At 49.4% G+C, this 14,961-nt stretch carries 17 protein-coding genes and 1 other RNA gene; 3 read left to right on the forward strand and 15 right to left on the reverse strand.

The genetic code is table 11. The features are described 5' to 3' along the window. The first annotated feature begins 99 nt into the window (after positions 1 to 99). Complete coding sequence (locus tag EDM55_RS22815) at positions 100 to 627, forward strand: hypothetical protein (RefSeq protein WP_092274884.1); 528 nt, start codon at positions 100 to 102, stop codon at positions 625 to 627. A gap of 19 nt (positions 628 to 646) precedes the next feature. On the opposite strand, the gene EDM55_RS22820 is transcribed toward EDM55_RS22815, so the two are convergent. From EDM55_RS22820 to EDM55_RS22865, 10 genes are all read right to left on the reverse strand, one after another. Further along, complete coding sequence (locus EDM55_RS22820; protein ID WP_092274881.1) at positions 647 to 913, reverse strand: pro-sigmaK processing inhibitor BofA family protein; 267 nt, start codon at positions 911 to 913, stop codon at positions 647 to 649. 12 nt (positions 914 to 925) lie between these two features. Next, the gene (locus EDM55_RS22825; RefSeq protein ID WP_092274878.1) at positions 926 to 1,156 is read right to left on the reverse strand and encodes a DUF2508 family protein; all 231 of its coding nucleotides are present in this window, start codon (positions 1,154 to 1,156) and stop codon (positions 926 to 928) included. 12 nt (positions 1,157 to 1,168) lie between these two features. Next, on the reverse strand, positions 1,169 to 2,143 hold the full coding sequence (locus EDM55_RS22830) for a CPBP family intramembrane glutamic endopeptidase (RefSeq protein ID WP_122961462.1): 975 nt from the start codon (positions 2,141 to 2,143) through the stop codon (positions 1,169 to 1,171). 57 nt (positions 2,144 to 2,200) lie between these two features. Beyond that, a complete protein-coding gene (locus EDM55_RS22835; RefSeq protein WP_122961463.1) occupies positions 2,201 to 2,683 on the reverse strand; it encodes an SRPBCC family protein in 483 nt (160 codons plus the stop codon). An 80-nt stretch (positions 2,684 to 2,763) separates the two neighbouring features. Next, on the reverse strand, positions 2,764 to 3,360 hold the full coding sequence (recR, locus tag EDM55_RS22840; protein ID WP_092274871.1) for a recombination mediator RecR: 597 nt from the start codon (positions 3,358 to 3,360) through the stop codon (positions 2,764 to 2,766). A 139-nt stretch (positions 3,361 to 3,499) separates the two neighbouring features. Then, a complete protein-coding gene (locus EDM55_RS22845; protein ID WP_092275065.1) occupies positions 3,500 to 3,811 on the reverse strand; it encodes a YbaB/EbfC family nucleoid-associated protein in 312 nt (103 codons plus the stop codon). Positions 3,812 to 3,850: 39 nt separating this feature from the next. After that, positions 3,851 to 5,551: a DNA polymerase III subunit gamma/tau gene (gene dnaX / locus EDM55_RS22850; protein WP_092274868.1), complete on the reverse strand. Its 1,701-nt coding sequence runs from the start codon at positions 5,549 to 5,551 to the stop codon at positions 3,851 to 3,853. Between the two features lie 260 nt (positions 5,552 to 5,811). Then, positions 5,812 to 7,242 carry a PAS domain-containing sensor histidine kinase gene (locus EDM55_RS22855; RefSeq protein ID WP_122961464.1) on the reverse strand — a complete coding sequence of 477 codons (1,431 nt, stop codon included), beginning with the start codon at positions 7,240 to 7,242 and terminating at the stop codon, positions 5,812 to 5,814. Between the two features lie 262 nt (positions 7,243 to 7,504). After that, positions 7,505 to 7,769: signal recognition particle sRNA large type (ffs, locus tag EDM55_RS22860), an RNA gene on the reverse strand. A gap of 71 nt (positions 7,770 to 7,840) precedes the next feature. Continuing rightward, entirely contained in the window at positions 7,841 to 9,574 is a 1,734-nt protein-coding gene (locus EDM55_RS22865; RefSeq protein ID WP_122961465.1) for an HD domain-containing phosphohydrolase, read from the reverse strand. A 172-nt stretch (positions 9,575 to 9,746) separates the two neighbouring features. On the opposite strand from EDM55_RS22865, the gene EDM55_RS22870 reads away from it, so the two are divergent. After that, positions 9,747 to 10,637 (forward strand): EamA family transporter, encoded by an 891-nt coding sequence (locus tag EDM55_RS22870; protein WP_122961466.1) that lies wholly within the window; start codon positions 9,747 to 9,749, stop codon positions 10,635 to 10,637. 57 nt (positions 10,638 to 10,694) lie between these two features. On the opposite strand, the gene EDM55_RS22875 is transcribed toward EDM55_RS22870, so the two are convergent. The 3 genes from EDM55_RS22875 to EDM55_RS22885 form a co-directional block, all read right to left on the reverse strand. Further along, positions 10,695 to 11,573 (reverse strand): DMT family transporter, encoded by an 879-nt coding sequence (locus EDM55_RS22875; protein WP_122961467.1) that lies wholly within the window; start codon positions 11,571 to 11,573, stop codon positions 10,695 to 10,697. A gap of 81 nt (positions 11,574 to 11,654) precedes the next feature. Beyond that, positions 11,655 to 12,293: a DedA family protein gene (locus tag EDM55_RS22880; protein ID WP_122961468.1), complete on the reverse strand. Its 639-nt coding sequence runs from the start codon at positions 12,291 to 12,293 to the stop codon at positions 11,655 to 11,657. Positions 12,294 to 12,315: 22 nt separating this feature from the next. After that, positions 12,316 to 12,903 carry a class I SAM-dependent methyltransferase gene (locus tag EDM55_RS22885; protein WP_122961469.1) on the reverse strand — a complete coding sequence of 196 codons (588 nt, stop codon included), beginning with the start codon at positions 12,901 to 12,903 and terminating at the stop codon, positions 12,316 to 12,318. Positions 12,904 to 13,152: 249 nt separating this feature from the next. On the opposite strand from EDM55_RS22885, the gene EDM55_RS22890 reads away from it, so the two are divergent. Next, entirely contained in the window at positions 13,153 to 13,461 is a 309-nt protein-coding gene (locus tag EDM55_RS22890; RefSeq protein WP_092274849.1) for a DUF4870 domain-containing protein, read from the forward strand. Positions 13,462 to 13,605: 144 nt separating this feature from the next. Here EDM55_RS22890 and EDM55_RS22895 read toward each other — a convergent pair whose 3' ends face one another. Beyond that, entirely contained in the window at positions 13,606 to 14,241 is a 636-nt protein-coding gene (locus EDM55_RS22895; protein WP_122961470.1) for an NAD(P)-dependent oxidoreductase, read from the reverse strand. A 323-nt stretch (positions 14,242 to 14,564) separates the two neighbouring features. Beyond that, positions 14,565 to 14,954, reverse strand: a complete 390-nt coding sequence (locus tag EDM55_RS22905; RefSeq protein WP_092274842.1) for a rhodanese-like domain-containing protein — start codon at positions 14,952 to 14,954, stop codon at positions 14,565 to 14,567. Positions 14,955 to 14,961: the final 7 nt, after the last annotated feature.

The following is a 14,961-nucleotide window of genomic DNA, read 5'->3' on the forward strand; positions in this document are numbered from 1 at the left end:
GCCAACGGCTGAAATCTTTCCCATCTGATTCTTTTTCATCCAGGATGTCTGTGCGATAATAAAAATCGAAATCAAGGCTTGTCAGAGAGGAAGTGACGTATGAAGGAACCAATCAGTCAAACCATCTACAGCTACAAACTCCTATACCGCTTTCGTTGGGGTGTGATTGGTTACATGCTTCAATGGCTGCTGATGGGCTCGTCCTTGATCGGCATCTCCCTGTATCTGAGCATACCTGTTGCCAGGCTGATCGTCACACTCGCGATACTGCCAGCGATAGCCATCTGTCATCTCATCCTTTTTCGTCTCTACGCCCAGATGCGTATGCACAAGCCGCAAACGACAGCGGACATGCTCGTCTCACCTTGGTGGGGAAGTGGCTATCGCCTACCGGTTCCTCTAACCGTCTATCGCACAGGGGAGAGCACCGTTTTGTTCGGCTGCCTGTTTCTCGCTGCAGCTGCCTATGTATGGCTGCCCGTCGAATACGGATTGACCTTGCTCAGCGGCACTATGGTTCTATCACTCCCTCGACTGCTGGCGCTGCTCGCGTCCTTTCGCCAGCCCAAGCAGTGCCGGGTAAAATACGAAAACCGCGGCGTCGCCTTCCTGCTTACGGATGGATAAAGCCTTCGTGCTCTGGTCGCTACATCACCCAAAGCTTGATAACTACGAGGGCTGCCAGGCCAGGGAGCCGCAGAAAACCAGCAAGCAATGCCGTAACCGGATTGATCGGGATGTGAAAGCTGGCAAGCTCCCCGACCAGATTGGCAAAAAACAGCAGGATGGCTCCGATCACCAATTGCATGATTCCAAAGCCAATCCAACGTACGGGGCCCGTCACCGATTTACTGGCCGCAATGACGAGTAAGATCCCCGCAATAATCAGCCCAACAACCCATCCCGTTTCCATGAGCTTTCCCCCTTACGCTTGCTTACGATGATGCTCCCGCTTCGCTTGCGAGAGAAGATACATATAGCGTTTCTCCGTCAACTGCAAATAGTAAATCGCATCATCCAAGCCGCCATCCGGCTCGCTGATCTCAACCAAATGGCGGGCGTGCTGCCAATCCTGTCTCGCCTGATTGACCGCAGCATCCAACCCCCCTGCGTCTACGTCGATCAGTATTCTCGTTTTCTTCCCCCACCTGCTCACCTGTGTACCTCCTTATTGAAAGTAGTACAGTACGCCAGTCAGATTGTTGACGGCATGCAGCAAAACCGCACCCCATATTGAGTCATAGCGATGGCGGACAAATCCCAATCCAAGCCCAATTACAAAGAGTGGGACAAACAAAGCCAAATCAATATGCAGCAGCGCAAACCATAGGCTGCTGAAGACAATGCCTATGACCGCTCCCACGCGTCGCACCAAGTACGTTTGGATAACTCCGCGAAACAGGATCTCTTCTGCGATAGGAACCATAATTCCAATCACGAGAAAGGACGCCGCTGCTGCCAGCATATCCGTCTGCTTTGCCTGCACAATCTCTTTTTCAATTTGCTGCTCACGCTCAGATGAGAGGGATAGCCCAAGCCAGTCCGACAATGGATTGGTTATCGCCACGTCCAAAACCTTGGCAATAAAAAGAAACAGAATCAACAGTGTGATGAGCATCCGTCCAAGCTGCGCAGGTCGTCGTACGCCGATTTCCCCCAAACGCCCCCGGAACCAAAGCGGGATCACAATCAGAAGAAACATTTGAAACGAAGCCGATTCAAAAGCCCCTCCGATGGTCCCCTCCGTAAAGAGAGTCCCTTCGAGAATCAAACCGTACAAGATCAGTGTGCATGTCTGAAATACATGCATCCATGCCACCATGTGCAGCACGTCATTGCCCGTCAAATCGCGGTCTCCCCAGTGCCATAGCGAGAGGCTACTTTGCTTCCACACACTGAGTACAAACCCCATCGCTCCGATCAAGCTAAGAGCCGTGATGATCAGCACCGTCAGCGATAGCCACATGGGCGGCTGCTCCATCGTCGATGCGACCCAGCGCCCGTCTTCTCCCCGGTAGAAACGTATGACGGAAAACTCTGCGGCAAACATCAGCCAATACCCTATAAACAGCATGATCGCCCACGGAGTAGACCGATGTCTCTCTGGCTCGATCCGCAGCGACATTCCCGGTCCTGTCACCATCTCTTCACGCTCCTATCTTCACTCTATGTCTCGTCCCACAAAAAAAGTCCGGTATTCTCAGACCTTCTTTTCTTCCATCTGCTTGAACTGCTTCTCTGCGACTTGCTTTAAATAGAGATTCCTCTCCAGCAGAAACCGTGTCATGTAAGCCTCCAGGACTAGCCTGTCCACGATTCTTCCCAGGAGCCCAAGCGGTGACGTATAGTCGAATGTATCGAGCATGCGGGTTCGATTTTTTCCAACGGGAATGAATTCATGCTCATGCCGAAAGCATTTGAATGCTCCGGAGACCATTTCATCGACAAAATAACGCGGCTGCTCCATCTCTGTAATTTTAGCCGTCAAACGCTGCTTGATGCCAAAGTGCACGGCCTCCCAGGTCACAGACTCTCCCAGCTCGATCAGACCGCTCGTTACGCCGCCTATCGCCTTCTCGCCCGTCTTGGCTGTTGACTCCATATGCAAATCAATACTTCTCGCTGCATCAAAACACACCTGCTGCGGTGCTTCAATCATCAGCTCCGAACGGATGACAGGCATCCCGTTTCCCTCCCTGCTTGGGTTCAAACATTCGCACAAAGCAAAAAAGACAGGTTCCCCCGTCTTTTAAGTTACTGCTCCTATAGCTCACGCCGACCTTCCAATGCTTTGGTCAGCGTCACTTCATCTGCGTATTCTAGATCGCCGCCCACCGGCAATCCATGGGCAATGCGTGTGACCCGGATTCCGAAAGGCTTGATCAGACGAGAAATGTACATCGCTGTCGCTTCCCCTTCGATGTTGGGATTTGTCGCCAGGATGACCTCTTTGACTTGCTCGTCACTGAGGCGTTTCAAGAGATCCGGGATGCGAATATCTTCCGGACCGATTCCGTCCATGGGTGAGATCGCACCATGCAGCACGTGATAGTAGCCTTCGAATTCTCTCGTCTTCTCCATCGCCACCACATCCTTGGGCTCCTGTACCACGCAGATAACGGAGCCGTCTCTGCGCTTGTCCCTGCAAATGTGGCAAGGATCGAGATCCGTGATGTTGTTGCAAACGGAACAATAGTGCAGCTGGCGTTTGGCATTCACGAGCGCCTTTGCCAGGTCCAGTACATCGTCCTCTTTCATGTTCAGAACAAAAAAGGCAAGCCGCCCAGCGGTCTTGGGACCGATGCCGGGCAGTTTCATGAAGCCTTCGATCAGCTTGGATACCGGTTCTGGATAGAACATCGCGTCTGCTCCTTCAACTTCCTAATTCATTAAGAAATCTTCTATCGCGGCTATTCAAGGAGGAGCGACCGCGTTTTTGCGGAAAGTTTTCATGCGCTCCGGAAATTAAAAGCGTAAACGCTTATAAATTCCTTTACGTTTAGAACAAACCTGGGATGTTCATTCCTCCTGTGAATTTGCCCATGTCTTTTGCCATCAGTTCGTCTGCTTTGCGCAGAGCGTCATTCACTGCAGTCAGCACGAGGTCTTGCAGCATTTCCACATCGTCTGGATCGATTACTTCAGGTTTGATGACGATTTCTTTTACTTGCTTGTGGCCGTCTGCTTTTACCAGAACAGCGCCACCACCAGCAGAGCCTTCGACCACTTTATCTTTCAGAGCTTCTTGCGCTTTTTGCATTTCTTCTTGCATTTTCTTTACTTGCTTCATCATTTGTTGCATTTGCTGCATGTTTTTCATGTGAGAGTCCTCCCTTTATTTGGTGTAGCTTCAGTCTTTTACTTCAACAAGATCTTCACCTACGAGCTTGATGGCTTCCGTTAAGAACGGGTCTTGCTGTTCTTCGGCAGGCGTATCCTTCTGCCCTACCTGCTGCTCGACTGACTGCCATTCCTCTTCCATGATGGAGAGAAGCTGCAAGGGTCTTCCCAGCACACTTTGCAAAACTCGTTCAACGACGCCTTTCAGTTCCGGCTCCATGGTTTTATCACAGTGGATGGGACTGGTGAATGTAACCACCACTGAATCACTCGAGGCAGCAACAGGCTGACCGTTTACCAGCCAAGCCTGGTACTGGATTTTCACTTTTTTCAGATCGGTCAATATCTGGCTCCATTGTCCGCGCACCTGACGGGTCAGGTTTTCGTCCATTGCTTTGGCTACCTCACGCACTCTGTTCATCGAGGTACGCGAGCCGCCCCCTGCAGCAGCAATACGCTTTGGCTCCACTTTTCGTGGCTCCTCCGATTTTTGCGTCGGCAAGCTTACCTGCCCCTGCAATACTTGTGTGAGCCTCTCTTCCAAGACACGAATCCGATTTGCCATGCCATTTACTTCTTCATGATTCACTTGCACAGCTGCAGCAGCTGGTGCCCCCGCTTGCTGTGCAGTCGGCTGACAAAGTTTGACCAGCGTCAGCTCTACCAGCACTCTGGCGTACGTAGACCATTTTAACTGAGATAGCGCCTGGTTGCACGTTTCGATCGCCGCGTACAACTCGGGAAAGCCGTAAAGCTCGGCTACGTGGGAGAATTGATCGTCAATCATCGTCCTCTCCACGATCTCCTCCAATTGAGGAGCCGTCTTCAAGAGCAGCATATCACGATAGTAATACAGAAAATCGTGAAGGAATTGCTCAGGGTCTTTCCCTTGCACCATGATCTGATCGAATTGCTCCATGACCTGTGCTACGTCACGTTCGGCGATGGAACGTGCCAGGACAGAAAAATACGTCTGGGAAACGGTTCCCGTGATCTGCATGATGTCGCTAGCTCGCACTTCATCACGGCTAAAGCTGATCGCCTGGTCCAGCAGACTAAGGGCATCACGTGCACCGCCCTCCGCCATTTTGGCTACGAGTTGAAGCGCTTGTTCTTCGACTCGAACTCCTTGCGATTGGCAAATCTTTTGAAGCAGATTGACCATTACCTTTAGCGGAATCCGATGAAAATCGAAACGCTGGCAACGAGAAATAATGGTCGCAGGCAGCTTATGTGGCTCCGTTGTCGCCAAAATGAAAATGACGTGCGAAGGCGGTTCTTCCAGCGTTTTTAACAGCGCATTAAACGCCTCCGTCGTCAGCATATGCACTTCGTCAATGATGTACACCTTGTACTTGACATCGCTTGGGGCAAATTTGACTTTATCGCGAATATCGCGAATTTCTTCTACCCCACGGTTGGACGCGGCGTCAATCTCGAGTACATCTGTCACAGAGCCGCTTGTAATCGCCCGACAAGAACCGCATTCATTACACGGCTCACCGTCAATCGGCTGTTCACAGTTCACTGCTTTGGACATGATTTTCGCCGCACTGGTCTTACCCGTACCACGGGGACCATTGAACAAATAGGCATGGGAAAGCCGTCCTTCACGCAAAGCATTGCGCAAAGTAATCGTCACATGTTCTTGTCCGACAACATCCTGAAACGTCTGCGGTCGGTATACGCGATACAGCGCAGTATAAGCCATGTTCGTGTGACACTCCCCATCTGACAGTCCTCTTCTATATCCTTTTCATTATACACTATTGGCCAGGTTGGTACTAGGAAACTTGGATACGCCAATGGGCGGAGCCATAGTACCCAAAGGGCACAAGTCTCGCTTCTCTCACTTTGTTCGAAGTCTCGCTATGTTGCGCTTGTACTGGATAGGAATCCCATAATTACTATCTGTACAAAGAAAACGCCCCATACACAAGGCTGCGCGGGACGCTTTCGCTTCTTCGTTTTTTACAGGTAAGGGAGCATGATATGAAAGGTCGTACCGTATCCTTTGGACGAGACGCGGATTTGCCCTCCGATATCGTGAATGATCTTCTGGCACACAGAAAGCCCCAAGCCTGTTCCTTCTTCTTTGGTTGTGAAAAACGGGTCAAAAATCTTGTCGATGATGTAGAGCGGGATACCTGGTCCCGAATCGTGGATGTCGATGCTCACTTTGTCGCCATCCTGGTCGATGTGATGGGAAATATGCAGAGTTCCTTGCTCGCCCATGGCCTCGATGCCGTTTTTGCAGATATTGAGGAATACCTGCTTCAGCAGCTCATTGTCCCCCACTACCATCGGAAGCTTGCCATTGGAGGTAAACTTCACGTCGATCCCATACAGAATGGCCTGCGATTCCACGATCGGCAAAATCTCCGCAAAAACGGTATTGAGGTCCACCATGGAATACTGGATATTGCGCGGCTTGCTCAGCAAGAGAAACTCGCTCACCAGAGAGTTGATCCGATTAATCTCAGTCAGCATGATTTCCGTGTATGCCTTTTCCCGATCCATCCCGCTTTCCGCAAACGATTGCAAGAACATTTGCAAAAATCCTTTGATAGATGTAAGCGGGTTACGGATTTCATGGGCTGTACCGGCAGCGATTTGCCCGATCATGGCTAACCGTTCGTTTCGTTCCAGCTTTTGCTCAAAGGAGCGCAGATTTGTAATATCTTTAAAAAGGACAAAAGCGCCTACCGTTTTCCCTGTCTCGTCCTGCAGTGTATTGGCATCTACGATCAGTTCATAGCGCTGATTGTCGTTGGTCCATGACGTGGCGATATTGTGCAATTTGACTCCTTCCAGCAGCTCTTTTTTAATGAGCCGATGCTGCTCAGGAATCCCCGCGAAAACGCGGTCAATGTGTTTGTTGATGACCTGCAGGCGCTCCATACCCAAGAGCTTGCATGCCGTCTGGCTCGCCTCAATGATGTGGCCCTGTTCGTCGAGTATAAACAAACCGAGGCTGGTGTCGTGTGTCAGCTTCGTCAGCAGTCGTTGAGACAACGAATGGTTGGTTTCCTGTGCCAACTGGAACAGATGAATCAAATACAAAGGCTGTTCGGTTTGCTGCACCAAAATCATCGCAGGGGTTTTTCCACACTTTCCTTGCCGATTCAGCCATTCTACTTCCACACTACATTCAAGCTGCTCTTCCTTTTGCAGGTGCTCTTCGTACATCTTTTCCATCGTACCATCAAAAGGAAGGATGATTTGAAACGGCCGATTGACAAGTTGGTCGCGTGAAAATTCGGTTACACGAAGCAATTGTTCGTTTACCTCTACGATACTACCCGCCTCATTCACCAGTAAAACAGCAGTAGGCAGTTGATGCATGAAATTCTGCAATCGTCTGGACGAGCCAACGAGATGTAGCGAAAAAGATGCACTCACAGCTTGTCCCCCCTGACCTATGGCGTATTTCAACGTGCAGGAAAGTACCTATTATCTCCCTCATAAAAAATTTCGCGAAGAACCTCGTAAAACCTGCCCTGAAGCTTGTTCAAGAGGATAGAAATGTTTCGCTGTTTATCGTCAAAAAGCAACAAAAAAAACGTGGGCCGATTGGAAAAGTTGGCAGGATTGGCTTGAAGTGTGTGACAAAAATAGCATGCCTCCCGAAGGAAACATGCTATTGCTTTGTCGATATAAGGTACCGTGCACCTATCTTCGATAATCCTCATCCAAGCGTTACTTATGGCCGCAGCTCAGACCAGGCTGCCCTGCGGCACACGCGATGATCCACTTATGGCTGCTTCCTTCCGGACCTGACCAGGTTCATGGGTTCGCGTTGCACAGGACCCGATCCTCAACACCGCCGCCATAAGGCAGCCTCACATGAGGAAACCTATGATAGGAATTCAACCCTGCTATTGCGGATTGCAGGTTACAGGGCACCGCAACCTCCCCGTCTAGCACGGTACGATTAGAATACCAGAGATAGGAGTCGATAGCAAGGCGTAAACCCCAACCAATACAGGGAAACGTCCCCTTACCTTGCTTGTTTGGTTTGTTCCGGCGCTTTTTCCAGCGCGATCGCGCGCGGAATAGACTGCGCCTTTTCCTTTAATTGCCGCTCTTGGTATGCCTTTTGAAATACGGTCACGATCTTGGGGTCAAACTGCGTGCCTGCGCATTTCACAATTTCCTCGTACGCCTGATCAAACGTCATCGCCCTTCGGTAGGAACGGGTCGTCGTCATCGCATCAAATGTATCCGCGACCGCAATAATTCGCCCGAAGAGGGAGATTTCTTCTCCTTTCAACTGATCGGGATAGCCTTTTCCGTCCCAGCGCTCATGATGATGGCGGACACCTGGACTGACGTGAGCCAAGCTCGCGATCTGTTCGACGATATTGGCACCAATCGACGAATGCTGCTTCATTTTTTCATATTCCTCGTTCGTCAGCTTCCCAGCTTTTAGAAGTACCTGGTCAGGAATCGCTACTTTGCCGATGTCGTGCATTAAACTGGCATAGCGCAAATCATCACGGGAGAATTGATCGCGAGTTTTTTCATCCAAATAATCGTAGAGAATAAGTGCGTATGCCGTGACTCGCTCTGTATGTCCTGCCGTATAGGGATCCTTCATCTCTACAGCCAGATAAAAGCTGCGCACGATTTGATCCAGGCTCTCCTGCATATACTCTCGTTCTCGCTCAATCAAGGTTTGCATCTGACCCGCCATCTGGTTGAATTTCTTTTCCAGCAGCTTGATTTCTTCCATCCCTTCAATCGGGACACGGATCGAGAAATCGCCACGCAAGAGCGAATCCGTAGCGGAGACTAATCGGTAAATCGGCTGTCCGATCCACCGCGAAAAACGATGGGCAACATAAGCAGAAAAACCGACAACCAAGCAGATTGTGACTAACAAGATCAGCTGCAGCCGCTCCAGGCGCTTATTGATTTCATCGGTCCCAATCCATTCCAGATAACCGCTTCCACTGACAGGAGAAACGTAGTATACCGCATAATAGGTTTTTCCCTCGAGCCGGTACGTAAAGACACTGGTAGTCGACTGGCTGCTTACTATACTTCTCACAATATCCCGATTCTCAATCTCCTGTAATTTCTTGCCTATTTGATTCCCTCGGGTTTGGAGAAAAATTTTTCCGGTCTGGTTGATCACCATTAAATTGTCCTGCTCCTTGGAATAGCTCGTACGAATCCACTTGGAGAGGCTGTCCAAACGCATCTCTACCAGCAGTAAAGAGATTGGCTTGTCATCGTTGTCTCTGACTCTCTGTGCGATGTATATCGACCGAGGATTCCCCTCTGCATCCGTTCTGCTCAGTGCCCATATATTGTTTGAACTTTGCTCAAACGATTCCCTGGTGAACGAAATGGAGTCCTCCCCCCCTGTCCATCCCTTCTCAGGGTAAAGTGACGCAATGCTGCGGTCACTCCTGATCAAGTGAATGTTTCCCACCATATCCTGATACTGCTTCTGGGAGAACAAGGGACGAAGCACTTCCAGATTGCGCTCATCCGCACGCAGCAGCGGATGCTTCGCCAGGTGGTTGACCTCATCCTGTGCCGAACGCAAAAACAGAGACAAGCGCGCATCAGCCATTTTGAGCTGACCCTCTGAACTGGACTTGTACTGTTCAAATATCGCCTCTTTGGCCTCCTTATAAAACAAAAAACAAATAAAGAGAATTGGGAATAGGCTTAACAAAAGAAATGTTGAAAACAATCGATCTTTTACTTTCGATGAAAACATCCGCCCTCCCCTTTCCTTTCATGCGGTCCATTCGTCACTTCCTTATTTCCCGCACGGAGCCAGAGGAAAACCTCGGATTCGAGACAATATGAACGACTCACATAGACAAAGCCTGTAGTGCGTATTATCCTAGCTAAGGACTAAATGACATGTACAAGGAGACTTCCCATATATGCGCTACATTCTATTGGTTTTTTTAGGGGCTTGCAGCTATGGAATCCTCTCTACGATCGTCAAATTGGCTTACGGACAAGGGTACTCTCCAGCTGAAGTGATCGGTGGGCAAATGTTCTTCGGACTCGTGCTGACCTTGCTGCCCTCCTTGTTTTTCTTGCGCAAAAGACCGCGCAAAGGCCAATGGCTCCTCCTCGTTGCAGTCGGATTAACCGTGGGATCGACGGGAATCTTCTACTACAACGCACTCCAATACATCCCAGCCTCCATTGCAATCGTCTTGCTCTTTCAATTCACATGGATGGGGGTATTCGCAGAGGCCATCCTGAATCGCCGACTACCCGACAGACAAACCGCGAGCTCGCTAATTATTCTGCTGATCGGAACTTTGCTGGCCGGCGGTATTTTTGAGAGTGGCGGGATCGAGGAATTCAATCTGATCGGTGTATGTTTGGGTCTTCTCTCAGCGGTTTCTTATACGTTGTTTCTGCTTTTTAGCGGGAAGGCTGCGACTACGGTGCATCCCTGGGTACGAAGCGCAAGCATGGCTTTCGGCTCCTTCCTTTTGGCGAGCGTAATCTATCCGCCTGTTTTCCTTTTCAATGGAGCTTTGTGGGAGGGATTGTTCCCTTACGTTTTTTTGCTCGCTTTCTTCGGAATTTTGCTTCCAACTGTCCTGTTCAACTTTGGCATTCCACACATCGGTGCGGGAATGGCAGCCATCCTCGGTGCCGCCGAGCTGCCCATGGCTGTTGTCTCGTCCTACTTCGTTCTGCATGAATCGGTGAGCATGCTCCAGCTAGTTGGCGTGATTGTCATTCTGCTAGGAATCGTACTGCCGGAATGGCTCCGCCAGCGCGGGACCAAACGCAATCCCGACCGCAACTAATCACACGGGAAACCCCACCAGCTTGCAAGAAGCATAGGTGGGGTTTTGCATCGACAGCTATGTACGTTGATCGCTGAGCTCCGTAATGTAAATGCCGGCCAGCAATAAAAACACACCCGCCAAAATAGTCGGTGTAACGATTTCCCCCCACAGCAGCCAGGAAAACAGGAATGCAAACGCTGCTTCCAGCGAAAGAATGATGCTGACGTGTACAGGCGGAGAAAATTGCTGCGCCTTGATCTGAACGACGTAGGCAAGCAGTGTGCCCAAGAGACAGTCAAACCAATAAGCAAACCATCCGTAGGGGCTGAGCCCATGTGGAACTGGCTCGGAAAACAGCGCAATGACAAGATCGATTACTCCCACAACGAGAAGCTGGATCATGACGAAGCTGAGGGAATTGACATCTGCCTTTTTTTCATAGAAACGGTCAACCATCAGGATGTGCATGGCAAAAAAGATCGCACACAAAAAAACGAGTAGATCCCCGGAAGAAAGCCCTGTCCAATCGCCTTCTCCAGACAAGCAGGCCAGTCCCAAAAAGGCGAGAACGCTACCGATGATCGCCCCTTTTCCCACAGACTTGCGACGCCAAAGAAAGTAAAGAAACGGGACGAGAATCACATTTGTCCCCGTAATGACCCCAGCTTTCCCCGGAGTCGTCCGTTCGATCCCCAACAGCTGCAGCGTGAAGGCAGCACACAGAACCACCCCACATCCTATCCCTTGCAGCCATACTTCACGAGGAAGTGCTTGCAGCCTCCTCCAGATAAAAGGAAGCAGAATGAGTGCCGCGATGAGAAACCTCGTCCCTAAAAAATAATAGGGTGTCAGCTCCATCAGCAAATCCTTGCTCAAAATGAATGTATACCCCCAGGCCAGCGCGATGACAAACAGCGATAGATCGGCCCAGAGCAATTGTCTTTTTGTTGCCACAATCGTTTGTTCTCCCCTCTCACTCCGGTCTATTATAGTCGAAATTTCAAAATCAAAAAAACCTCCGGGGTACCCAGAGGTTTACTTGCTGTATTCTTTGGAGGCAACCGCCCGCTCTTTTCGCCGTTTCCATACCTTGTAGCCATACACAGCCACTGCCGCCACGAGGACAAGACCCGCCACACCTGCCGCCATACCTTGCGTCAGCGTACTCAGATGCGCATTGAGGTAAGCGACGTTATTGCCGGTAATATGGCCAATCACAAACAGAATCAGTGTCCAGACAAGACCTGTCGTATAAGAAAACAGCGCATAGCGGCGAAACGTCATCTTGCCGATCCCCACCAAGTAAGGAACGACGTGGCGGACCACAGGCAAAAAATAACTGATGCACAGCGCATAGCTCCCGTACCGCTCCAAAAGAGACTGCGCATGTGCTACGTACTTGTGCATCCCCTTTTTCCGCCCGATCCAGTTTAAAGCTGGAGCGCCTACGGTTCTGCCCAGGACGTAACCGAGCGACAGCCCCGATACAACCCCCAAATAAGTAGCTACAAAAGCCGGGATGATCTTCAGAACGCCTGTAGAGGTCAACACACCGGCGGATAAAACAATCACTTCATCTGGAATTGGCATTCCCACAATCCCTAGCCACAACAAAAAGAAGAGGGCAAGATAACCAAACTGACCTACCGAATCCGTCAGCATCTCGACTACCATTCTCGTGTATTCCTCCTACGATCTATCCGATTTCCTTTCGGCACACATATACAAATGCAGGGGGAACATTGAATGGCACCAATTTGACAGATATGTCCGTAAAGACGTCCTTCAACTGTTTTTTCATTTGCAGCGAATATTGGAACGCTACAAATACCCCACCTGGCTTCAGGGCAGCATATACCTGCTCCATGATTTGATCACGCAGTGCCTGGGGAAAATTGGCAAACGGCAAGCCTGAAATGATCCCGTCTGCTTTTCCTAGTCCTGCTTCATTCAAAACACGCACCAGCTCTACGGCATCCTCGTGAAAAAGCGTATCTGGAAATAGAAGCTCCAGCCGCTTGCGCATGCTCGTTTCCTTTTCAAAAGATACCAGTGTAGCGTCCGTTCGCTTTAGCTCCTCAATCCATTTGGTAAAAATGCCAGTTCCGGCACCCAGCTCTACGATCGTTTGCGCTTTATCCCAGTCGATTGGCTTCATCATTTGTTTGGCTAGCGCATGCGAACTTGGCGTAATACTTCCTACTTGACCCGGAGCTTGCAAGAAATTATAGAAGAACATCAGCCGTTCCTTTAAGCTGACCGGTTGATGGCAATGAATCATCATGGTTTGTCTCGCTCCTTTTTCTGTATAGAACATCTCGCTTTACATGTCATCATACCCATTTTCCATTTAGAATTACTTATGGAAATACAAAAGATTTTCTTAAGATTCACAGTAACGGATTAGAAAGGAATTTTCCTCCGTCTGCAGTCGGAATCGAAAATCACGCTTTTGATGGTTTTGGTTAGCCATATTCCTCGTATACAATAGGATCATAGAAGTTCGTCAGTGACGACGAGGAGGACTAATTCAATGGATTATAACGGTGTTAAAGCTATCACACATGCGAGTGCGTTTTTTGCTCCCTTCCTGGTGCCATTGGTGGTATGGCTGCTCATGCAGGATCGCGATGCCAAAAATATGGCTCTACAGGCTTTGCTGTTTCACGTCTGCATCGGAGTACTGATCAGCATTTCCTGGGCATTGTCGTTCATTTTGATCGGCATTCCGTTCCTGATCGTATTCGGCCTGATGGGTATCTACTATCCAATCAAAGGCATCATTTACTCCTTAAAGGGAAGGCCTTTCCACTACCCAGTGATTGGATCGCTGGTACGATAAATCCTCAGTAAATTTATATGCTTTCCGATAGTATAAAAAAATATAGAAAAATTGAAATAGGAAATTAGAACCTTTAGAAAATAAAATAAAAAAAGACGTGCATGGAGGACTTCCTCGGCACGTCTTTTTTCGTTTTCCTGGGGCTTACTTCGATCCTACCGTGAATCGTTCGTTGCGGTGCTGCGGGTTTTCGATTTCATCCAAAACGGCAATCGCATAGTCAGCGTAGCTCACGTAGCTTTGACCGCTAGCATTTACCAGCAGATGATCTTTTCCTACTACATAGGAACCTGTGCGAGCCCCTTCCGCGTCGAAGAAGGCAGACGGGCTGATGAACGTCCATTGAATGGAATCCGTCCCTTGCAGGATGCGCAGGTTCTCTCCCTGATTTTTTGCAGTTGCCAAAAACATTTCAGGGAAATCAGGAGTTTCCAGCACACGAGTTGTTTTGGCCTCGTCTACAAACAGGCTGCCAGCTCCGCCCACTACCAGCAAACGAGTGTTTGGTGCCCCCTTCATGGCTTCGATCAGCACGTTTCCTGCCTCTACATGCAACTGTTCTTCTCCGAGCGGCGCACCGAAAGCATTGACGACAACGTCTAATCCTTTCAGATCTTCTGCTTTCAGAGCGAAAACGTCTTTTTCCAATACCGCAACGTTCTCCTCCTTGATTTTTGCAGCGTCACGTACGATGGCAGTTACTTCATGTCCACGATCCAACGCTTCTTTCATGATCAACTTTCCTGCTTTTCCGCTTGCTCCAATAATGGCGATTTTCATGATCAATTCCCTCCGATAATGTTTAGGATTTGTTTTAAAAAGGTATCGTTTTTTATTGTTGTAACCACATTAGTTACATCTACTCCAAAAAAGAAAGAGGTTTGACCACCTCTCGTTGTAATCATTTTAGTTACAACAAATAAAAATGTCAAGCTGTATTAGATCGCTACTGTCGCTCTATTCCTGGCATCCGAGGACTCCAAATTCGTCAATGGCGTTGTCATCGCGGCAGATGCCGGCTGGTCAGCCTACTAAGAGTTGAACAACAAAACCCCACAGAGATTGGTGTGCCTGGTGCATCCGTCTCTGTGGGGTTTCTCGTTCTATTTTTTCTTTTTTGCTCCTTGCCATGTCGAAATGCCGCCTCGCAAGTGAGCCATTTTGCTAAAACCGTGCTTGCTCAAGATTCTTGCGGCTTGCTTGCTGCGCATGCCGCTTCGGCAGTAGAGCAGAATATCATTTTTGCTGGATATTTCCTTGACGCGCTTGTTCAACTGGGACAGAGGAATATTCACAGCAGTCGGAATGAACCCGCTTTTATACTCGTGCGGCTCTCTCACGTCAATCAAAAGAACTCCACTCTTCTGCTGGACCCGCTCTTTAAACTGCTCTGCTGATAAGTTTTCCAGCCCCTTCACAGCCCTGAACTTTGAGATTAAATACCAGGTTGTAAACGCATAGGCAATGATCAAGACAATCGTCGACCAAACCATACAAGCA

Source organism: Brevibacillus centrosporus (assembly GCF_003710815.1).
Classification (GTDB): domain Bacteria; phylum Bacillota; class Bacilli; order Brevibacillales; family Brevibacillaceae; genus Brevibacillus; species Brevibacillus centrosporus.